The organism is Pseudomonas sp. KH_046_1 (genome assembly GCF_057839025.1).
The window spans coordinates 3,635,737-3,656,980 of sequence record NZ_CM174481.1 but is presented as its reverse complement, the minus strand read 5'-3'; the positions used below and the strand labels follow the sequence as shown (position 1 = coordinate 3,656,980).

At 61.5% G+C, this 21,244-nt stretch carries 18 protein-coding genes; 8 read left to right on the top strand and 10 right to left on the bottom strand.

Annotated elements, in window-relative coordinates:
- The first annotated feature begins 13 nt into the window (after window positions 1-13).
- Together AC3IT9_RS16860 and AC3IT9_RS16855 are read left to right on the top strand one after the other, a co-directional pair.
- The gene (locus AC3IT9_RS16860) at window positions 14-2,287 is read left to right on the top strand and encodes a PAS domain-containing sensor histidine kinase (protein WP_489270435.1); all 2,274 of its coding nucleotides are present in this window, start codon (window positions 14-16) and stop codon (window positions 2,285-2,287) included.
- Window positions 2,288-2,297: 10 nt separating this feature from the next.
- Entirely contained in the window at window positions 2,298-2,933 is a 636-nt protein-coding gene (locus tag AC3IT9_RS16855; protein WP_489270434.1) for a response regulator transcription factor, read from the top strand.
- 27 nt (window positions 2,934-2,960) lie between these two features.
- On the opposite strand, the gene AC3IT9_RS16850 is transcribed toward AC3IT9_RS16855, so the two are convergent.
- From AC3IT9_RS16850 to mhpT, 7 genes are all read right to left on the bottom strand, one after another.
- Window positions 2,961-3,869, bottom strand: coding sequence for a MurR/RpiR family transcriptional regulator (locus tag AC3IT9_RS16850; protein ID WP_151214319.1), 909 nt, complete (start codon window positions 3,867-3,869; stop codon window positions 2,961-2,963).
- Between the two features lie 127 nt (window positions 3,870-3,996).
- Window positions 3,997-4,761 carry an ABC transporter ATP-binding protein gene (locus tag AC3IT9_RS16845; RefSeq protein WP_489270432.1) on the bottom strand — a complete coding sequence of 255 codons (765 nt, stop codon included), beginning with the start codon at window positions 4,759-4,761 and terminating at the stop codon, window positions 3,997-3,999.
- A gap of 18 nt (window positions 4,762-4,779) precedes the next feature.
- Entirely contained in the window at window positions 4,780-5,892 is a 1,113-nt protein-coding gene (locus AC3IT9_RS16840) for a succinylglutamate desuccinylase/aspartoacylase family protein (RefSeq protein ID WP_489270431.1), read from the bottom strand.
- Between the two features lie 9 nt (window positions 5,893-5,901).
- Window positions 5,902-6,600 (bottom strand): ABC transporter permease, encoded by a 699-nt coding sequence (locus AC3IT9_RS16835; protein ID WP_008046412.1) that lies wholly within the window; start codon window positions 6,598-6,600, stop codon window positions 5,902-5,904.
- A gap of 12 nt (window positions 6,601-6,612) precedes the next feature.
- Window positions 6,613-7,302 (bottom strand): ABC transporter permease, encoded by a 690-nt coding sequence (locus AC3IT9_RS16830; RefSeq protein ID WP_458371214.1) that lies wholly within the window; start codon window positions 7,300-7,302, stop codon window positions 6,613-6,615.
- A gap of 105 nt (window positions 7,303-7,407) precedes the next feature.
- Window positions 7,408-8,184 (bottom strand): ABC transporter substrate-binding protein, encoded by a 777-nt coding sequence (locus AC3IT9_RS16825; protein WP_150725574.1) that lies wholly within the window; start codon window positions 8,182-8,184, stop codon window positions 7,408-7,410.
- A 362-nt stretch (window positions 8,185-8,546) separates the two neighbouring features.
- Window positions 8,547-9,764 carry a 3-(3-hydroxy-phenyl)propionate transporter MhpT gene (gene mhpT / locus AC3IT9_RS16820; RefSeq protein ID WP_489270430.1) on the bottom strand — a complete coding sequence of 406 codons (1,218 nt, stop codon included), beginning with the start codon at window positions 9,762-9,764 and terminating at the stop codon, window positions 8,547-8,549.
- A gap of 331 nt (window positions 9,765-10,095) precedes the next feature.
- Between mhpT and AC3IT9_RS16815 the strand changes: the two genes are divergently transcribed.
- Window positions 10,096-11,418, top strand: a complete 1,323-nt coding sequence (locus tag AC3IT9_RS16815) for an OprD family porin (RefSeq protein WP_489270429.1) — start codon at window positions 10,096-10,098, stop codon at window positions 11,416-11,418.
- 60 nt (window positions 11,419-11,478) lie between these two features.
- On the opposite strand, the gene AC3IT9_RS16810 is transcribed toward AC3IT9_RS16815, so the two are convergent.
- The gene (locus tag AC3IT9_RS16810; RefSeq protein WP_489270428.1) at window positions 11,479-11,967 is read right to left on the bottom strand and encodes a MarR family winged helix-turn-helix transcriptional regulator; all 489 of its coding nucleotides are present in this window, start codon (window positions 11,965-11,967) and stop codon (window positions 11,479-11,481) included.
- A gap of 213 nt (window positions 11,968-12,180) precedes the next feature.
- Here AC3IT9_RS16810 and AC3IT9_RS16805 point away from each other — a divergent pair, with 213 nt between their 5' ends.
- The 4 genes from AC3IT9_RS16805 to AC3IT9_RS16790 all read left to right on the top strand — a co-directional run bounded on the left by AC3IT9_RS16805 (window position 12,181) and on the right by AC3IT9_RS16790 (window position 17,766).
- Complete coding sequence (locus tag AC3IT9_RS16805) at window positions 12,181-13,011, top strand: p-hydroxycinnamoyl CoA hydratase/lyase (protein WP_046038330.1); 831 nt, start codon at window positions 12,181-12,183, stop codon at window positions 13,009-13,011.
- A gap of 83 nt (window positions 13,012-13,094) precedes the next feature.
- Window positions 13,095-14,543, top strand: a complete 1,449-nt coding sequence (locus tag AC3IT9_RS16800; protein WP_489270426.1) for an aldehyde dehydrogenase — start codon at window positions 13,095-13,097, stop codon at window positions 14,541-14,543.
- 89 nt (window positions 14,544-14,632) lie between these two features.
- Complete coding sequence (locus AC3IT9_RS16795) at window positions 14,633-16,516, top strand: feruloyl-CoA synthase (protein ID WP_489270425.1); 1,884 nt, start codon at window positions 14,633-14,635, stop codon at window positions 16,514-16,516.
- A gap of 8 nt (window positions 16,517-16,524) precedes the next feature.
- A complete protein-coding gene (locus tag AC3IT9_RS16790; RefSeq protein WP_489273526.1) occupies window positions 16,525-17,766 on the top strand; it encodes a thiolase family protein in 1,242 nt (413 codons plus the stop codon).
- A 126-nt stretch (window positions 17,767-17,892) separates the two neighbouring features.
- Here AC3IT9_RS16790 and AC3IT9_RS16785 read toward each other — a convergent pair whose 3' ends face one another.
- Window positions 17,893-18,381, bottom strand: coding sequence for a DUF8788 domain-containing protein (locus AC3IT9_RS16785; RefSeq protein WP_223448009.1), 489 nt, complete (start codon window positions 18,379-18,381; stop codon window positions 17,893-17,895).
- A 15-nt stretch (window positions 18,382-18,396) separates the two neighbouring features.
- Window positions 18,397-18,813: a DUF8788 domain-containing protein gene (locus AC3IT9_RS16780; protein WP_150758780.1), complete on the bottom strand. Its 417-nt coding sequence runs from the start codon at window positions 18,811-18,813 to the stop codon at window positions 18,397-18,399.
- A 966-nt stretch (window positions 18,814-19,779) separates the two neighbouring features.
- Between AC3IT9_RS16780 and AC3IT9_RS16775 the strand changes: the two genes are divergently transcribed.
- Entirely contained in the window at window positions 19,780-21,231 is a 1,452-nt protein-coding gene (locus AC3IT9_RS16775; protein WP_489270424.1) for a DUF1254 domain-containing protein, read from the top strand.
- Window positions 21,232-21,244 lie beyond the last annotated feature (13 nt).

Here is a 21,244-nt window from a genome sequence, read left to right as displayed (position 1 = left end):
AAGTGGACCCGCAATGACCCTGACTCCCGTTCGATTGCACAGTTGGTTGCGCCTGCAGCGCGAGGGCGTGTCTCTGGCCGCCCGGGCCGATGCGTTGTGTCGGGCGCTGCAGGATTGCCCCGAGGTGCAGCGGGCGGTTTACCTGAGTTGGCAGCCCAATGCGCGGATCTACAGCCATGAGGGCGCCGCCCAGCATTTTCCGCCGGGACTTGGCGACCCGGCGCTGGCCAGCGACCAGTTGCTCTTCGAGCATCTGGTCGAGGCCGGGCGCCTGGACCTGGCTCAAGTCCGTCAACTCGATTGCTGGTTGTCCGGCCGGTTGCGGCGGGCCGCGATCAGCCATGGCCAGGTATTCGATCTGGCCTTGCAGCCTGGGCAGCCGGGGTTGTTGCTGGTGCAAGTGTGCGAGGGCGTGAGTCTCGATTGGCTGGGCTGGGTGCAGGATTTGCTGACGACGCTGCTGAGCAGCGTCAACGGCATGCTGCGGGGTTCGCCGCTGCTGGGCCACGATCCACAACCGAGCCTGTTGCTCGATGCACAAGGTCGACCGCTGGAGTTCAACGCGGCACTGATGGCGCTGCTCGCCGAGAAGTCGCTGACCGATGTGTTGGGTTTTTTACCGGTCAATCATCGGGTGCTGGTGCGTGCCTGCCTGGACCAGCAACGCGCCGTCGAAGGCGTCGAGGCTCAGTTTGAAGCGCAGATCCTGATCTGGACGTTCATCCCCGATCCCCAGGACAACCGAGTGCTCGCCCGTTGCCGAGACGCCACGACCCAAGTGCTGGCGGAGCGTGAAGCGGCCACCGCACGGCGGCTGTACCGGCTGATCATCGAAAACACCACCGACCTGATTTCCCGTCACACGCCGGATGGGCACGTTATCGATGCGTCACCGGCCTCCTGGACCTTGCTCGGTTACTGGCCCGAAGAGTTGCGCGGGCAATTGGCCCAGGGCCTGTTTCATGGCCAGGATCTGGCCGGTCTGGTGCAGCGCGCGCGTGATGCACTGGAGCAGGATGGCTATCACACCATGACTTACCGCATCCGCCATCGCGACGGCCATTACCTGTGGTTCGAAACTGCCAGCCGGGCGATACGGGAAACCTACACCGGGGCGGTGGTCGAAGTCGTCAGCGTATCCCGGGACATTACCGCCCGAGTGCAGGCCGAGGAGAACAAGCGACGCCTGGCCGAAGTGGTCGAGGCCAATATCGATCCGGTGTTGTTCATCGCCCCCGAGGGCCAGGTCACTTACCTCAATCCAGCCGCGCGCCGCATCCTCGGGATTGATGAGCAACAACCCATGCCGGCCCTGGCCGCGTTGTTCGCCAGCGGCGACCTTGCGCGCCTGCAACGCGATGGCTGGCGAAGCGCCGAGCGCGACGGTGTCTGGAGCACCGATGCGCGCTTGCAACCACCGGGTGGCGGTACGTCCGTGCCGGTGTCGCTGGTACTGTTGGCGCACCGTTCCGCCGGCGGCGAGCGTTATTACTCATTGGTCGCGCGCGACATGACCGAGCGCGAGCTGCGGGAAGTGCAACAGCGCCGTCATCAGGACGAACTGGCACACACCGCGCGGTTGGTCACCCTCGGTGAACTGGCCTCGGGGATCGCCCACGAAATCAACCAGCCGCTGGCGGCCGTGGTCAATTATGCGAATGCGAGCCAGCGCTATTTGCAGACGCTGGATTCCAATCCCCAGGCCGCTGCAAGGGTGACGCAAGGCCTGGAACGCATTACCCATCACGCCACCCACGCCTCCGAAGTGATCCGGCGGTTACGCTCCTTTTTGCGCAAGGGGCAGCGGCGCATGCAGGCGTTGAACTTGACCGACGTCGCCCGCGAAGCCGTGCGTTTGTGTGCCTGGGAGGCGAGTAATTGCCAAGTGACAATCGAGGATCGACTGCCGGATAATCTGCCGCCCGTTTATGCCGACCGCGTGTTGCTGGAACAGGTGCTGCTCAATCTGTTGCGCAATGCCATCGACGCCAACCGTGAACAACATCCCGGGCTACCTTCGCTGATCGTGATGACCGTGGAGCAGGGCAGTGGCGCCTGCGTGGAGATCCATGTGCGAGACCAGGGGCCGGGCGTCAGCGAGCCGGAACTGGAACAGATATTTACCCCGTTCTACACCAGCAAGGCCGATGGCCTGGGGCTCGGTCTGTCCATGAGCCGCAGCATCATCGAAGGTTTCGGTGGCGAATTGAATGCCCGGCGCCAGCCTGTCGGACTGCTGATGTGTTGCCGCTTGCCGCTTGCCGGCCCAACAAAACAACAACAATAGGAATCAGGTAATGGCAGGTGTAACGGAGCAGGTTGTGTACGTGGTCGATGATGACCAGGGCATGCTCGAATCGACGGTCTGGTTATTGGAGTCGGTCGGCCTCAAGGCCTTGCCGTTCACCAGTGGCGTCGCGTTCCTCGATGCCTGCGATGCAAGTCTCGATGCCTGCGTGCTGCTGGACGTGCGCATGCCGGGCATGGGCGGGTTGAACGTGCAGGAAGAAATGCGCGTACGCCAACTGGACCTGCCGATCATCTTCGTCAGCGGGCACGCGGATGTGCCGATCGTGGTGCGCGCGTTCAAGGCCGGTGCCCATGATTTTATCGAGAAACCCTACAACGAGCAGCTGTTGCTGGACAGCGTGCAACAGGCACTCAGCAACTGTGCAACCAACCGCTCGGGCAACCAGGGCCACGAAGCCTTGCAGACGCGCTTGCTGAGCATGACCCCGCGCGAGCGCGATGTCATGTTACCGCTGGTGCAGGGTTACACCACTCGCGAAATCGCGGAGCAACTGGGTGTGAGCGCAAAAACCGTTGATCTGTATCGCGCGCGCGTCATGAAACGCATGCAGGCCAACACGTTGCCGGACCTGGTAGGCATGGCCATCGCGGCGCAGATGGTCGATCCGCTGAAGTTGCGTTGATCCCTCGCAGGAAAAACCGCAACGCAATCACTTTTTCGCTGGTTTACCGCTGGTAGGGATGTGCAGGTACGACATCACGCTTTCAGTCAGTTCGGTTGCCAGTTTGACCGCTTCTTTATTGCGCGCCATCACGCCGGCGACCAGGCCTTCGATCAAGGCCAGTACGGCGATGTTGGAACTGGTCAGCACCGGGTGATCGCAAGGTGCAAACAGCGTGTGCTGGGCAATGCCGGTGAGCGGCGAGGCGGGTGAGTCGGTAATTGCCAGCACCGATGCGCCGCGTTCATTGGCGAAGCGTGCCAGTTGCAGGGTGTCGAGGGAGTAGCGCGGCAGGGCGATGGCCAGCAGCACGTCCTGATCGGTGATTGCGGCCAGACGGTAAGCGGCGTTTTCGTTGCCGCCCTCCATGCTGATGGCGGTGGCGTCCGCACAAAAGGGCATCAGGGTCGAGGCGGCGAGACCGGCAAAGTAAACACTGTTTCCAAAGCCCAGGATGTAGATTTTGCGTGCCGTGGTCAGGCGAGTGACGAACGCTTCAAAGGTGTCGGCGTGGTTGTTGGTTGCCGCCGTGGCCAGGTTGCTGCTGGCGCTCTGGAGTTGCTCATGCAGGCCAAACGCGCCGCCCGGGCGATGGGCAAGTTCGTTGCGCAGCTTGTCGACCGGCGACACCATCTGCTGCAACGTTGCGACCAGCTCGGCCTTCATGCCGCTGTAGCCACCGAGGTCCAGCGCTTTGGCCAGACGGTTGACGGCGGCGGGTGAGGTCAATGTTTCGTGAGCCATCTCCTCGATGGTCAGCGTCGCGGCCTTGAGCGGGTGACGCAGGATAAAGTCCGCCACCTTGCGCAGAGACGGCGGCAGTTCGGAAACGATTTCCGTGAGTTTGCGCATGACCGGCGCGGCATAGACAGTGGTGTCTTTCGATGGGGTGGGCATATCCAGCTCAACATTTCCTGAAGGTGGGAGAAGGGCTGTGCCTGATGCCCTGACAAGATTGGCTGGAGTGTATCCGAAGCCAACCTTGTCAGGGCAGCGCCGAGCAGTGGATGGGTGGGCTGCAGTCTTACTTCAGGCTCCCGGCCAGAAACTGCTGGAGGCGTTCGGACCGCGGGTTGACCAGCACTTCACGCGGGTCGCCGCGCTCTTCGACAACGCCCTTGTGCAGGAACACCAGTTGGTTCGAAACCTCGCGGGCAAAGCCCATTTCGTGAGTCACCACCACCATGGTGCGGCCTTCCTGCGCCAGATCCTGCATGACTCTAAGCACTTCGCCGACCAGTTCGGGGTCGAGCGCCGACGTCGGCTCATCGAACAGCATCACTTGCGGTTCCATCGCCAGCGCGCGGGCAATTGCCACGCGCTGCTGCTCACCACCGGACATATGCGCCGGCCAGGCGTTCATGCGGTGCGCCACGCCGACTTTGTTCAGGTAGTGCTCGGCCTTTTCCCGTGCCTCTTTCTTGCCCAGGCCGAGTACATGCACCGGGGCTTCCATGACGTTTTCCAGAGCGCTCATGTGTGACCAGAGGTTGAAGTGTTGAAACACCATCGATAGCTGCGAACGCATGCGTTGCAACTGCCTGGGTTCGGCCGCCTTCAACCCGCCAGACTTGTTGGCCACCAGCTTGAGCGGTTCGCCATTGAGCACGATATTGCCCGCATTGGGTTGCTCCAGCAGGTTGATGCAGCGCAGGAACGTACTTTTGCCAGAGCCGCTGGAGCCGATGATGCTGATCACGTCACCGGCCCGTGCCTGCAGGGACACGCCCTTGAGCACCTGGTGCGCGCCGTAGCTTTTATGCAGGTCCTGAACTTCAAGTTTGTACATGGTTTGAACTCTCTGGAATCAGTCGCTGAGCAAGCGACCCTGGCGAATGGGGGTGACGCCTGCCACTTTGGCCAGCCACAATCCAGGCTGGGCAAAGCGCAGTCGTTCGCGGGCATAGAGAATGCCGTCGGTGCTGGCGCTCACCACGCTATGGCGGTCGGTCAACGGGTCGATGACCTCGAATAGCGGATCGCCGACCTTGACCTGCGCGCCCAGCGGTTGCAGAAAACTCACCACACCCGGATGGGGCGCACAGGCGTACTGCGCGCCGGCGAATGGCATGGCCTGGCAATGGCTCGGCGGTGCCGCTGGCCAGTCACCGCTGATCAGGCCTTGTTCGGCGAGATACCCGAGAATGGCTTGTGCACTGTCGAGGCATTGCTCGCGCCCGGTGTCTGCCATGCCACGCAATTCAATGGTGGTGGCCGCGCACGCCAGGGGAATATTGGCTTCGGGAAACAGCTCGGCCAGGCGTAGCCATGCAATGGCGCAGGCTTCGTCGAAGGCACTGCCGCCCGCATCTTCAGCCAGTAACGTGACCCCGGCACCTAGGCGGGCGGCCAGTGACTGCAAGCGTGGCCAGATTTGCGGCATCGCATACATCAACATGATCGATTCGAAATCGCAGTGCAGGTCCAGCACCACATCGGCGTCACAGGCATGCTGCAGCAACAGGCGGCGCAGGCCGTCGAGTTCCGAGGTCGGTGCCGGCATGGCGGCGAGGGCATCGCCCATGGCGCGGCGGATGAGTGCGATGTTGGCGTCGGCATCGTCGCCCAATCGGCCTTCCAACAGCGGTGCAACGGCATCGACCAACACCGGGAAGTCGCGATTGAAGTTCTTGCCGCTGGAGAACTCGAAGCGTCCCTGGTGGGTGGCCTGGAACATCTGGGCGATACCGATCGGATTGGCCATGGGCACCAACTCGATCAGCCCGGTCAGGCGGCCTTGTGTTTCCAGTTCCAGAAGACGGCGCTTGAGCTCGACGGCGACGCGCATTCCCGGCAACTCGTCGGCATGCAATGACGCCTGGATGTAGGCCTTGCGTGCTCCGCTGCCAAAACGAAACAGTGACAGCGTTCGTTCTGTGCCCGAGGCACTCCACGGCAACAGGTATTGAATGTGCTCCATAGCAGCTCCTTAGTGCTTGCGCGGTGCCAGATACGCCAGCCAGCGGCGCTCGGCCAACTTGAACAGACGCACCAGAATGAAGGTCAGGGCGAGGTAGATAAGCCCGGCGGTGATAAACGCCTCGAATGGCAGATAGAACCGTGAACTGACCGTGCGTGCGGCCCCGGTGATGTCGACGAGGGTGACGATGGAGGCCAGGCTGGTGGTTTGCAGCATCATCAGCACTTCGTTGCTGTACTGCGGCAATGCCCGGCGCAAGGCCGACGGCATGAGAATGCGGCGGTACAGGGTCAGGCGTGACATGCCCATGGCCCTGGCGGCTTCGATCTCGCCATGGTTGGTGGATTTCAAACTGCCGGCCAGCAGCTCTGCGCTATAGGCACTGGTGTTGATCGCGAAGGCCAGGCAGGCGCAAAAGGTGGCGCTGGAGAGGTAAGGCCAGAGCACGCTTTGGCGCACCGCTTCGAACTGCGCCAGGCCGTAATAGATCAGGAACAATTGCACCAGCATCGGCGTGCCGCGAATCACGTAGGTATAGAGCCAGGCCGGGAAGTTGATCAGTGGCGATCGCGACACCCGCATCAGCGCCAGTGGAATCGCCAATACCAAACCCAGGGCCAGGGAAATGAGCAGGACTTTGAGGGTCAACAAGGCGCCATTGAAATACAGCGGCAGGTTTTCCCAGATCAGGTTGTAGTCGAGAATCATGGGTGGCTCCCCTCACAATTCGGCGGCTTTGATGCCGACCGAGTAGTGTTTTTCCAGATAGCGCAGCACCAGCAAGGACAGGCTGGTGAGCATCAGGTACAGCGCTGCCACCGCGAGGAAAAACGTGAATGGCTCGTGTGTGGCATCCGCTGCGTTCTTGGCTTTGAACATCATGTCCTGCAGGCCGATCACCGAGATCAGCGCGGTGGATTTGGTCAGCACCAACCAATTGTTGGTGAACCCGGGAATGGCGAAACGAATCATCTGCGGTACCAGAATTCGCCAGAACACCTGCGCACCGCCCATGCCATAAGCCACGCCGGCCTCGGCCTGTCCCTTGGGGATCGCCATGAAGGCGCCGCGAAAGGTTTCCGAGAGGTAGGCGCCAAAAATGAAGCCCATGGTGCAGACGCCGGCGATAAAGGGGTTGATGTCGATATAGCGGGTGTAACCGAGCGCCAGGGCAATGCGGTTCACCAGATCCTGGCCTCCGTAGAAGATCAGCAGGATCAGCACCAGGTCTGGAATACCGCGAATCAGGGTGGTGTAGCTTTCCCCGAGCATGGCCAGCCATTTGAGCGGTGACAATCGCAAGGCCGCGCCGACCAGGCCCAGGGCAATCGCCAGGGACATGGACGTCAAGGCCAGGTTTATGGTCAGCCAGGCGCCATCGAGAATGCTCGATCCGTAGCCGTGAAGCATGATGAAGTTCCTCAAGCGAGCGCCGCGAGGCGCGCAAGACAAGCCCCGGGAGACGCCTGCAACGGGCCGTCGCCGGGTCTTGGGTCAGGGGGGCACGGGTAAGGCTTACTCGCCGTAGATATCGAACGCGAAGTACCTGGCCATCACTTGCTGGTACTTGCCATTGGCGCGAATGGCGTCAATCGCGGCACTCAGGCGCGCAACGTTGGCACTGTCGCCCTTGCGCACGGCGATCCCGGCGCCCCGGCCAAAATACTTCGGGTCGTTGATGTCGGGTCCTGTGAGTGCGAAGCCCTGGCCTGCCGGTGTCTTGATAAAGCTTTCGTCGGTGTTGACGATGTCGGCGAGGGTGGCGTCCAGACGACCCGAGGCCAGGTCGAGGAAAGCCTCATTCTGCGAGCCGTAGCGCACCACGACGACGCCGGCTTTTTCCAGTTGCTCGGTGGCAAAACGATCGTAGGTCGAGGAGCGTTGCACGCCGACTTTCTTACCCTTGAGGTCCACCAAAGGGTCATTGATCACGTTGCCGGCCTTCATCGCGAACTTGCCCGGTGTGTGGTAGTACTTTTTGCTGAAGTCCACGGACTTCATCCGGTCTTCGGTGATCGACATCGACGACAGCACGGCATCGATCTTGCGCACTTTGAGCGACGGGATCATGCCGTCGAACTCCTGAATGACCCACTCGCATTTGACCTGCATTTCTTCGCACAAGGCGTTGCCGATGTCGTAATCGAACCCGCTGACGTTGCCTTCTGGTGTCTTGAAGGAGAAGGGCGGGTAGGCGGCTTCGATACCGATTCGCAGGCTGTCTTCGTCGGCATGTGCCAGGAAGCTGAAAGCGCATAGCGCCAGAGCACCTAGAAGTTCTGTCTTGTTCATATTGTTGACTCCTTGGAGGGCATTTGGGGGAAACGGGTGCCTGCCATCCGGGTTGGCGTGGTGGATCAGTCCTGTGATCGGCGAGGCTATAAATGACACAATAAAAATCAATAATCAATACGCGTGAAAATAAACGTATCAGCATGGGGCGTGATAAAGCGCACCAGTACCCAGCCGGTGCGGGCGCGGGCGACCGGTTCTATGGGGGATTACAAAGATTGTTTCGAGGCGCTGATCGAGGATTTGCAGCGCGGGTTTGGAGCCATGGGGTACTTCGACTGATTGAAGCGGGTCTGGTGGTCATAAAAAAATGCCCGGCACATTGCCGGGCATTTTCATTCCTCAAACCCAGGTTGCGGCGCTCAGTTTGCTGCTTGCGGTTGAGACTCAGTGGTCGCTCCGGTGCGGGCGATCACGGTCAGGATCGACAGCGCGGCGATCACCAGTCCCGGTGACGTTGCCAGCAGCACGCCAGTGGTGCCGGCACCGGCGGCGAGGATCTGGCCGGCGGCCAGGGGACCTGCCACCGAACCGAGCCGGCCGATGGCCACGGCCGCGCCGACACCGGTGGCGCGCACCGACGTCGGGTAGGAAGGGGGCGCCAGGGCGTACAGCACCAGCTGTGCGGCCATGACGAACAGCCCGACGGCAAACCCGGCGATTGCCATCGGCACGATACCCACTGACAGGCCGACCCCGGCCAGCGCCGCCAACACCCCGGCGTACACGAACAGGACCACTTTCAGGCCGTTGCAGCGGTCCAGCATCACCCCGCCGAGCAGCGAACCAATGGCGCCGCCTATGTTGAACAGCATCTGCACCATGCCTGCCTGGGGTTTGGTGAAACCCTGCTCCAGTAACAGCGAGGGCAGCCAGTTGAGCAGCATGTACATCACGGTCAGGGTGAAGAAGTAGCTCAACCACAAGGCCAGCGTGCAGCGTGCGCGTCCTTCGCCGAACAGCGCCTGGGCGGTGGACGACCGTGGGCTGGCGGTCGTGACGTGTTGTTGGCGGAAGGCCGTGGATTCGGGCAGCAGCAGGGCCATCAGCGGCACCACCAGCAAGGGCGTCAGACCGCCGATGATAAAGGTGGTTTGCCAGTGTTCACTGGAAAACATCGCCACCACTGCCGCCAGCGCACCGCCCAGGGGCACGCCGCAGTACATGACGCTGATGGCGGTGCCGCGATGGCGCTCGCTCACGGCCTCGGCACACAGGGCAATCAGGTTGGGCAGGGCGGCACCCAGGCCCAGGCCGGTCATGAAGCGCACCAGCAGCAGGCTGGAGTAGCTCTCGACATAGGCGGTGCAGAGCGAGAAGACACCGAACAGCAGCACGGCGCCGACGAGGATTTTCTTGCGGCCGATACGATCGGCCACCCAGCCGCCAAAAAATGCACCCGGCAGCAGGCCGATGATGCCGGCGCTGAACACCCAGCCCATCATCTTCGGGTCCAGGGCAAAGCTCTGGCGCAATCCCGCGGCAGCGGTGCCGGCAGCCTGCAGATCGAACCCCTCGATCAGCGCAACGATAAAGCACAAAGCGATTGTCAGCGTCGAGCGACGCGATGGACTGTCCATGGGTGAACCTCATTGTTGTTTTTGTTATGCAGTCGAGTCCTTCGTGCGTTGGCTACGCCGTCAGTGACCGCTGGCAATTAAGATAACAAAGATAACTAAAAAAAGAATGGTGTGCTAAAAACTGCAAAAAAAGACTAATAAAGCGTTTAAAAACAAATTGTTATGAATGCATTCTGAGGTTTATGTAAAAATAGATAATAATATTAATGTTCGATTATCGGTCATCTGCGATTGACGGCGACCCTTGGCTGTTTCCATTCTCTGATCGTGAAGCCGGCAGTCCCGTGCGGGTCCGGCACCCACGAACAACAATAAAAAGTGGACATCGAACATGCCAAAACGCCCCTTGAACACCGGTTCCGTAGCGTCGCTCTCCTGCGTATTCAGTATCCATTCAGGGTGGGTCGTGGCACTGCTAAGCGTCAGCGTTCTGCCCTCTCAGCTGCGGGCCGAGGGGTTTATCGAGGACAGTCACGCAAACTTGACCCTGCGCAATTACTACATTGACCGTGAATACCAGGACGGCGGCGCCAAGACTGCCGCGCGGGAGTGGGCCCAGGGTTTCATCATGGGCATGGAGTCGGGGTTTACCGAAGGAACGGTGGGCTTTGGTCTGGACGTGCGGGGGCTGCTGGGGGTCAAGCTCGACTCCGCTCCGGATCGCAGCGGCACTGAGCTGTTGCCGGTGTCGGCCAGCGACAAGCGCGCGGCGGATGACTATTCGCGGCTGGCGCCGACGGCCAAGTTGCGGTTTGCCCAGACAACGATCAAGAGCGGCGATGTCTCGATTTTCCTGCCGTTTGCCCTTGCCAGCCCGTCGCGACTACTGCCACAGACCTTTCGCGGCACCACGCTCAGTTCCAGGGATTTCGATGGCCTGACCCTCAACACCGGCTACATCGATCGCATCAACAAGCGTGATTCCACGGACTATCAGGCCATGACCATCGCCTCGCCGAACCGGCGTTTCAACGGCGCTGCCACCACCTCGCACCTGGCTTATCTGGGGGGTGATTACCAGGTCAACAAGGACCTGAGCCTGCGCGCGTACCATGCCGAGGTGGCCGAGCTGTACCAACAGGACACCCTGGCGCTGCTGCACAACCTGCCGCTTGGCGACGGTGTGTTCACCAGCGACTTGCGCAGTTTTTTCAGCCGTGAGGATGGCGCCGCCAAAGCGGGTGAGGTGGACAACCGCAACCTCTCGGCATTGTTCGGCTACCGCTTCGGCGGGCACCGGGTGAGCCTCGGCTACATGCATTCGAGCGGCGACACCGCGACGCCCTACATCTCCGGCACGGAGTTGATGGGCATGAGCGAACAGACCATGGCTTCGGATTTTCTCAACGCCAAGGAGCGCACCTGGCAAGCGATCTATGACTACGACTTCGTCGCATCCGGGGTGCCCGGTTTGAAGGGAAGGTTGCGCTACGTGCGCGGCGACAATATCGAGTTGGCCGCCTACAACGCCGAGGACCGCAAGGAGCGCGAATTCCAGATGGAACTGGGTTATGTGATTCAGAGCGGCCCGCTGAAAAACGTCGGGCTGTTGGCGCGCAAGGCGATCTATCGCAATGACTTCCCGAGCGGTACGGCGTTTCGTGATGAAAACCAGACCCGGTTCCAGGTGCTCTACACCTTGCCGATCTGGTAACGCCAAGTTGCTCGATGTTCCTTGCCGGCCACCCCTCGGGGGTGTGCCGGCGTTTCGCGTTCAGTCCTGATAAACCTTCTTCAGCAGGCGCAGCAGTTCTTCGCGCTCCCCGCCAGTCAGCGCTGAAGTGGAGTCGAAATCGCTTTGCGCGGCGATCTGCTTGAGCTCCTTGAGCAAGGTTTCTCCGGTCTTGCTCAGGAAAATTCCGTAGGAGCGTTTGTCCGGCTTGCAGCGCACCCGCACCGCCAGCGCGCGGCTTTCCAGCTTATTGAGCAGCGGCACCACCTGCGGCGGCTCGATGGCCAGGGCCCGGGCCAGGTCGGCCTGCATCAGCCCCGGATTCTGGTCGATGATCGCCAGGGCCGAGAACTGCGCGGGGCGCAGGTCGTGGGCTGACAGGCGACCAATCAGGTTCTGGAACAGTTTGAGTTGGGCGCGCCGCATCGCGTAGCCGATCAGGTCGTCCAGTGCCGAATCCAGCGGTGCCTGCTGCTCGGCGGTGGCGGACGGGGACTCGCTCTGGTCGGCGAGGGGAGAAGGCTTGGCCATTGCGGGTGAATCCTGAAGAGGTGGAGGTTAACAAGCGTATCTAGTTTGCCGGGGTTGGCCGCTGATAGCTATGCCCGCCGTTCATGGCGATGGGTTCGGAGGATATTTCCGGGCGGATAAAAAATGGTTAATTCGATTAATAGTTAATTGACATAACTATATCGGTCCTTTAATTTCCAGTCATCTTCAAGCCAAGAAAAAGAGAGCAACGTCATGAGTAACTACGAAGGTCGCTGGACAACCGTCAAGGTCGAGATCGAAGAAGGCATCGCCTGGGTCATTCTCAATCGCCCGGAAAAACGCAATGCCATGAGCCCGACACTCAACCGGGAAATGATCGATGTGCTGGAAACCCTGGAACAGGATCCGGCGGCGGGCGTGTTGGTGCTGACCGGTGCCGGCGAAGCCTGGACCGCGGGCATGGACCTCAAGGAATACTTCCGCGAAGTGGACGCGGGCCCGGAGATCCTCCAGGAAAAAATCCGCCGCGAAGCCTCGCAATGGCAATGGAAACTGCTGCGCATGTACACCAAGCCAACCATCGCCATGGTCAACGGCTGGTGTTTCGGTGGCGGCTTCAGCCCGCTGGTGGCCTGTGACCTGGCGATCTGCGCCGACGAAGCGACCTTCGGCCTCTCGGAAATCAACTGGGGCATCCCGCCGGGCAACCTGGTGAGCAAGGCCATGGCCGACACCGTGGGCCATCGTCAGTCGCTGTACTACATCATGACCGGCAAGACCTTCGGTGGGCAGAAAGCCGCCGAGATGGGCCTGGTCAACGAAAGCGTACCCCTGGCGCAACTGCGTGAAGTCACCGTGGATCTGGCGCGCAACCTGCTGGAGAAAAACCCGGTGGTGCTGCGTGCGGCCAAGCATGGCTTCAAGCGCTGCCGCGAGCTGACCTGGGAGCAGAACGAGGATTACCTGTACGCCAAGCTTGACCAGTCGCGCCTGCTCGACACCGAAGGTGGCCGCGAGCAGGGCATGAAGCAATTCCTCGACGACAAGAGCATCAAGCCCGGTCTGCAGGCCTACAAACGCTGAGACTGATCGCCGGGTGCATCTGCGCCCCGGCGCTCTGCATCGCTCGAATGCATTCCCGATAAAGACAATAAAGAGGAATCACCATGCTGGACGTGCCCCTGCTGATTGGCGGCCAGTCGCTGCCTGCCCGCGACGGTCGGACCTTCGAACGCCGCAACCCAGTGACCGGTGAAGTGGTATCGCGGGTGGCCGCCGCCACCCTGGAAGATGCCGATGCCGCGGTGGCTGCGGCCCAGGCAGCGTTTCCCGCCTGGGCCGCCCTGGCGCCCAATGAACGTCGCAGCCGTTTGCTCAAGGCCGCCGAGCAGTTGCAGGCGCGCAGCGCCGAGTTCATTGCCGCGGCTGGCGAAACCGGGGCCATGGCCAACTGGTACGGCTTCAACGTGCGGCTGGCGGCCAACATGCTGCGAGAAGCGGCGTCGATGACCACCCAGATCAATGGCGAAGTGATTCCCTCGGATGTGCCGGGCAGTTTTGCCATGGCCCTGCGTCAACCCTGCGGTGTGGTGCTGGGCATCGCCCCGTGGAACGCCCCGGTGATTCTCGCCACCCGCGCCATCGCCATGCCGCTGGCGTGTGGCAATACCGTGGTGCTCAAGGCTTCGGAGCTGAGCCCGGCGGTGCATCGCCTGATCGGCCAGGTCTTGCAGGATGCAGGATTAGGCGATGGCGTGGTCAATGTCATCAGCAATGCCCCGGCGGATGCCGCGGCGATTGTCGAGCGGCTGATCGCCAACCCGGCGGTGCGGCGGGTCAACTTCACCGGCTCGACCCATGTCGGGCGCATTGTCGGCGAGCTCTCGGCGCGCCACCTCAAGCCGGCCTTGCTGGAGCTGGGTGGCAAGGCGCCGTTGCTGGTGCTCGATGATGCCGACCTGGATGCGGCGGTCGAGGCAGCCGCTTTCGGCGCGTACTTCAATCAGGGACAAATCTGCATGTCCACCGAACGGCTGATCGTCGATGCCAAGGTCGCCGACGCCTTTGTCGCCAAGCTGGCGGCCAAGGTCGAGACCCTGCGCGCCGGTGATCCGGCGCTGACGGATTCGGTACTCGGATCGCTGGTCGATGTCAGTGCCGGAACGCGCATCAAGGGGTTGATCGACGATGCCCTGGCCAAGGGTGCACGGCTGGTGGTCGGCGGGCAACTGGACGGCAGCATTTTGCAGCCGACCCTGCTTGATGGCGTCAACGAGAGCATGCGTCTGTATCGCGAGGAATCCTTCGGCCCGGTGGCGGTGTTGTTGCGCGGGGAGGGCGATGAAGCGTTGCTGCGCCTGGCCAACGATTCCGAGTTCGGTTTGTCGGCGGCGATCTTCAGCCGCGATACCGGGCGTGCGCTGGCGCTGGCCCAACGGGTCGAGTCGGGCATCTGCCATATCAATGGCCCGACCGTGCACGACGAAGCGCAAATGCCCTTCGGCGGGGTCAAGTCCAGCGGCTACGGCAGCTTTGGCGGCAAGGCGTCCATTGAGCATTTCACCCAGTTGCGCTGGGTTACCTTGCAGCATGGACCACGGCATTACCCGATCTGAACAGCAGAAATAACAATAAAAAGGCTGCAGCCACCGCCATGCCCATTCGTGCGGCTTGGTGGTAGCGTGCCTTGATGGAGAACAAGCACGTGAGTTCCGAATTCAGATCGCAACCCCACACCGAGGCCAGCGCGCCGCGCTACCGTCACGTGGCCATCGGTCGCGCAGCGGTCGAGGTGACAGAGCAACAGGGCGCATTGCACATGCGTTCCCTGGAGCCATTGGCCGAGTATCCGCCGCGACTGCTCGACCGTCTGGTGCATTGGGCCCGGGTGCGGCCCGAGCAGACCTTCATCGCCGCCCGCCAGGCCGACGGTGAGTGGCGTCGGGTCAGTTACGCCGAGATGCTCGACAGTGTCCGGGCCATCGCCCAAAGCCTGTTGAGCTACGGCCTGTCGGCAGACAAACCGCTGGTGCTGCTCTCGGGCAATGACATCGAACATTTGCAACTGGCGTTCGGCGCCCTGTATGCGGGCATTCCCTACTGCCCGGTGTCGCCGGCCTATTCGCTGCTGTCCCAGGATTTCGCCAAACTGCGTCACGTCTGCGACCTGCTACAGCCTGGCCTGGTGTTTGTCAGTGATTCCGCGGCCTACCAGCGTGCCATCGAGGCGGTGCTGCCGGCTGAAACGCCCATGATTACCGTCCGGGGCGAAATCGCGGGACGCCGTCAGGTCAGCTTTGCCAGCCTGCTTGAGCAGCCGGGCGGGGCCGAGGCCGAAGCCGCGTTTGCCAGCACGGGGCCGGGCAGCATCGCCAAGTTCCTGTTCACCTCCGGCTCGACCAGGCTGCCCAAGGCGGTGGTCACCACTCAGCGCATGCTGTGCTCTAACCAACAGATGCTGTTGCAGACGTTTCCGGTGTTCGGCGAAGAGCCGCCGGTGCTGGTGGACTGGCTGCCGTGGAACCACACCTTCGGCGGCAGCCATAACGTCGGCATCGTGCTCTACAACGGTGGCAGCTTTTTCCTGGACGACGGCAAGCCCACGGCACAGGGTTTCGCGCAGACCCTGCGTAACCTCAAGGAAGTGTCGCCCACCGCCTACCTGACCGTGCCCAAGGGTTGGGAAGAACTGGCCTCGGCACTGGAGCAGGACGCGGAACTGCGGGAGATCTTTTTCAAACGCATCAGCCTGTTCTTTTTTGCCGCGGCCGGTCTGTCGCAAAGTGTCTGGGACCGTCTCGACCGCGTCAGCGAACAGCACTGCGGTGAACGTATCCGCATGATGGCCGGGCTCGGCATGACCGAGGCTTCGCCGTCTTGCACTTTCACCACCGGGCCGTTGTCCATGGCCGGTTATGTCGGCCTGCCGGCGCCCGGTTGCGAGGTGCGTCTGGTGCCGGTGGACGGCAAACTGGAAGGGCGCTTTCGTGGGCCGCACATCATGCCCGGCTACTGGCGGTCACCGCAGCAGACGCTCGAAGCGTTCGATCCGCAGGGCTTCTACTGTTCCGGTGATGCGCTCAAGCTCGCCGACCCGCGCGATCCGCAATTGGGGCTGATGTTCGACGGGCGCATCGCCGAAGATTTCAAGTTGTCATCCGGGGTGTTTGTCAGCGTCGGGCCTTTGCGCAGCCGTGCGGTGCTCGAAGGTTCGCCCTATGTCCAGGACCTGGTGGTGACCGCACCTGATCGTGAATGCCTGGGCGCGCTGGTCTTTGCGCGGATGTTTGAATGTCGACGGCTGTCAGGGCTGGCGGCCAGTGCCAGCGACACCGAAGTGCTGGCCAGCGCACCGGTGCGCGAGTGGTTCGCCGGCTGGTTGCAGCGACTCAATCGCGAGGCCACGGGCAATGCCAGTCGCCTGGAATGGATCGCCTTGCTCGATGAGCCGGCGTCCATCGACCGGGGGGAAATCACCGACAAGGGCTCGATCAATCAGCGTGCGGTATTGCAGTGGCGCGCGGAGCAGGTCGAGGCGCTGTATCGCGGACTCGATCCGGCCATCCTGCGCGCGGGGGCGAAATCGTGAGCGAAGTCGTGAGTGCAGGCGGGCAGTACTCGGCCTTTGCCGATGCGGCGATTTTCGATGCGGTGCGAACGCCTTGGGTGGACCTCGGTGGGGCGCTGGCCGAGGTGTCGCCGATCGACCTGGGCATCAAGGTCGGGCGCGAAGTACTGGCTCGCGCGGCAGTCGATCCGCTGGCGGTCGACAGCGTGCTGGCGGGCTCCATGGCCCAGGCCAGCTTCGATGCCTACATGCTGCCTCGGCACATCGGCCTCTACAGCGGCGTGGCGCAATCGGTTCCGGCACTGGGGGTGCAGCGCATCTGCGCCACCGGTTTCGAACTGCTGCGCCAAGCCGCCAGGCAACTGGATGACGGCGTGCAATTGGCCCTGTGCGTGGCCACCGAATCGATGTCGCGCAATCCGATTGCGGCCTATACCCATCGAGGGGGATTCCGCCTTGGCGCGCAAGTGCAGTTCAAGGATTTTCTCTGGGAAGCGTTGTACGACCCGGCTCCCGGAGTGGACATGATCACCACCGCCGACAACCTGGCGCGGCGTTATGGGCTGAGTCGCGAAGCGGTGGACGCCTACGCCTGTGCCAGTCATCAGCGGGCGTTTGCGGCACAACAAGCAGGCTGGCTGGCACCCGAGATCGTTGCCGTGGGCCATCAGGTGTTTGAACTGCAAGGCTATCAGCCACGGGGCATCCGCCTGTCACGCGGTGTCGCCATGGTGAGTGAAGACAGCCACCCACGGCCCGGAGAAATCGCGGCGTTGGCCCGGTTGCGCAGCGTGCACGAAGGCGGGGTGCAAACCGCCGGCAACAGTTGTGCGGTGGTCGATGGCGCGGCAGCGGCCCTGGTCGGGCGCGCTTCGGCCTGTCGGGATACACCGCTAGCCTTGCTGCGGGCCAGCGCGGTGGTCGGGGTGGCGCCAGAGTTCATGGGCATCGGTCCGGCACCGGCGATTCGCCTGCTGTTGCAGCGCAGTGGCTTGAGCCTGGAGCAGATCGACCGCTTCGAAATCAACGAGGCCCAGGCCGCCCAGGTCCTGGCGGTGGCCCAGGAACTGGAGCTGGATTGTTCGCGTCTGAACGTCCAGGGTGGTTCGTTGGCGCTCGGCCACCCCTTGGCCGCCAGTGGCTTGCGTCTGGTGCTGACCCTGGCGCGACAACTGCGTGAGCACAATCTGCGTTACGGGGTCGCCGCGGCCTGTGTTGGCGGCGGGCAGGGCATGGCGTTATTGATCGAGAATCCGGCCTGGCGGGCCTGAGGTTTCGTCGGCTGACGGACAATCTGTGTTTTCCGGTAATGACCGGTTCTGGCCGAGAGGTTATCGCCGGGAAGGGGAAGGGAAAGGGGACGGAAGGAGCCACGCTCCTTCCGCTGGTTCAGCTAGTCAGTTCGTACCAATGAAGGGGTCCCATTGGATGAAACGTGTCGATGGCCGCAGTCCTCCAGAGGTCACCTTGACCTGGATCTGGTAGGTGGTCTGAGATGATGCGTTGCGAGCCAGGCCCACCCAATAGTTACCAGCGGCACCGACTTGCATCGGGTAGCCATCGCTGCCGAACACGCTGCCCTGGGAAATTTGGAAGCCGGTGATGGACACCGTGTCGCCAGCGTTCTGATCGATCGGTACCACCTCGAAGCCGATGTAGTCCCCGATGTTGCAGTGGGTGCGCAGTTCCAGCGTTCCTTCGCCGCTGCTGTCATTGCTCAGACGATTGTCAAACATGTACACACCGGTGGAAATGTTCCCGCCACCAGTGCCCAGTACATATGAGGTATCGATGGCAATGGTGATTGCGGTTTGCGGATTGGCGACGCCGGCAAGCACCTGCGAATCAGCAACCCAGACCTGGGCAGTATTTTTTTGGCCACTCATTGTCGTGCTCCTTCCTTAGGCAGAGACAGTCACGCTGGGGTTGAGCTTCACGGTGATACCGGAGCCGCCCGCCACCTGTACATTGAGGGATACCGGGTAGGACGCGGAACCTGCGTTCTGCACGGTGCCGGTAAACGCGCTCGGGTTATCCGAAGCGGTTTGCGGCTGGCCACTGAAGCCCCAGGCGTTCGAGTTACCGAAGGCGGCAATGGAGACCTGCGAGGTCGACTTGGGATTGATCAGGAACACCTCCCAGCAGACATTGCTGCCTTTGGACGCAGCAGTATTCAGGTTGGCGGTGCCTTCGTTGGTGGTGCCAGCAGAGATACGGTTATCGACCAGATAGACCCCCGCGGTGGAGCCATTGGTCACTGCATTGTCGTCGACCCAGATTTGCACCTGGACGTCACAACTGGTGGTAGGAATTGCCATGAGAGAACTCCTTGTAAGGTTTCGACGCAAGCGTCGGGCGTGCCCTATGTCGACCCCACACACTTACCTGCAGGCGTGGTGCCGCGCCACCTTGAGCCTTGTGGTCGCGAGGACCTTGGCAAAGCATCTCGGTCAGGCGAGTAGGAAGATAGACCAAGCAAAGAAAGGCAACTTGCCATTACGCTATATGCGCTAGAGTCGTTCGAAGTAACTACCGCGACAGAAGCCTCAAATCGCCCTGGGGCGGCTTGGCGAACCCGCGCAATACAAGGTTCTCGAGCTTGCAGGCATGGCAACCTCAATGCCGAAACGGCTGGCAATGGCCTTGCGCCCGCTCCTCGGCAAGGTCAGTACACGGCTGTCCAGGTCCTGGGTCAGCCACTGGCGCTTGACGGCCGGAAGCGCCCGGTTTGAAACTCCGCTTATGGCCGGTTTCTGCCTGTCGCGAAGGGCCGCAGTCGACCCATAGCGGTCTTTGGCGGACCTCAAGAGTTAATCTCTGACTATCCGCTTTTTAGCTGCTGATCACGATTGGCTGTTCTCGAAGCCAAATGGTCCGTAATGGCGGCGCGTAAATATTACGGAACTGAATCTGAGCTGCTCAGCTGCGCAAGGGGATGCTGGCTTATTGTGATCTACACTCCCTGAGCATGTGAGTAGACGCTTCGCCACAAAATTTACTCAGTCGCTAAGTAAAGAGATAAATCTGAATTTCAGTGAGTCGCGGTCTGGGTGGGGGCACGCCAGTCGATCAGCAAAAAAACTTGTCTGGCAATCGTGTATCAGGCGAGTTCGACAACACCTGGATTGAAGCCCTGATCGCCCACCTGACCTGGCACTACTGAAAAAAGTCGGGAGGGTTTCAAGCATTCAAATTATTTCACCGTGGCCATGAACGCTCACGGTGCCAGCTTGCTCAAAACTAACGAGGTGGAAATGAACAGGAAGTCTAACCGGGGCTGGACAATGGCTGCGGCACTCGTCGTAGTGGGTTCAACGCTTTTTGCGGGGTGTGCGAGCAAGAACGATCCGATCACGCAGGCAGACAAGACGGATGTGACCAAGGGCGTACCCGCGCCGAGTCTCGAGCAGACCAAGGCGATCGCCGAGGAAGGCTTTATTTACGGCTTACCGCTGGTCATGAACTACGCCGTGATGAACGAATATGCTGTGGACAAGGGTGGCCCGCAATACAAGGCGCCGTTCAACCAGATCAAGAACGAGCCCCGCGTCTTCACCTACCAAGACACGGCCATCATCACTCCGAACAGCGACACCCCGTACTCGTTTGTCTGGCTGGACCTGCGCGCGGAGCCGATGGTGATCTCGGTGCCGGCAGTGGACAAGCGGCGTTACTACTCGGTGCAGATGATCGACGGCAACACTTACAACTACGGTTACATCGGCAGCCGTGCCACCGGCAACGAAGCGGGCGACTACATGGTGGTCGGTCCCGATTGGAAAGGCGCGCCCCCTCCCGGTATCAAAAAAGTCTTCACCTCGACCACTCCCTTCGCCGTGAGCGCCATTCGGACTCAGCTCTACAATGCCAAGGACATGCCGAATGTCGAGAAGGTGCAAGCGGGCTACAAGGTCCAGCCGCTGTCCGCCTTCCTCCATCAACCCGCGCCGCCCACTGCGCCGAAGATTGATTTCGTGCCGGCTACGACGGAAGGCATCAAGGCCAACTTCTTCGAGTACCTGTCGGCCGCGATGGAGTATGTGCCGCCATCGGCTGACGACCGGGAGATCCGGGCCAAGCTGGCGAGCATTGGGGTGGGACCCGGTCGCAGCTTCGAATTTAAGGACCTCTCGCTCGAGCACAAGGCCGTGGTCCTGCTCGGGATGAAGGCCGGTGACGAGAAGGTCGACAAGTTCCTCGCGAGCGGGACGAAGATAATCAACGGCTGGAGCGTCGGCGCGTACTTCGGCGACCAAACGTTCTACAAGGCCGACTGGCTGAAGCGTGCCGGTGCCGCGAAAGGCGGCCTCTACGGCAACGACGCTGTCGAGGCGATGTATCCCAACACGCGCACCGACGGCACCGGCCAGACGCTGGATACCAGCAAGGGCAAGTACACGCTGACTTTCCCGGCCGGCAAACTGCCGCCAGTCAATGCCTTCTGGTCGGTGACCATGTACGACGGCAAAAGCCAGCTGCTGGTCAAGAATCCGCTCAACCGTTACCTGATCAATTCGCCGATGCTGTCGGCGATGAAGAAAAACACGGATGGTTCACTGACGCTGTACATCCAGAAAGACTCCCCCGGCAAGGCTAAGGAGGCAAACTGGTTGCCCGCGCCTGACGACACGGTCTTCCTGGTAATGCGCCTCTACTGGCCGAAGACCGCACCGCCTTCGATTCTTCCCGCTGGCGACGGCAGCTGGCAGCCACCGGCGCTGGTGGTCACGAAGTAAATCTTGCGGCCCA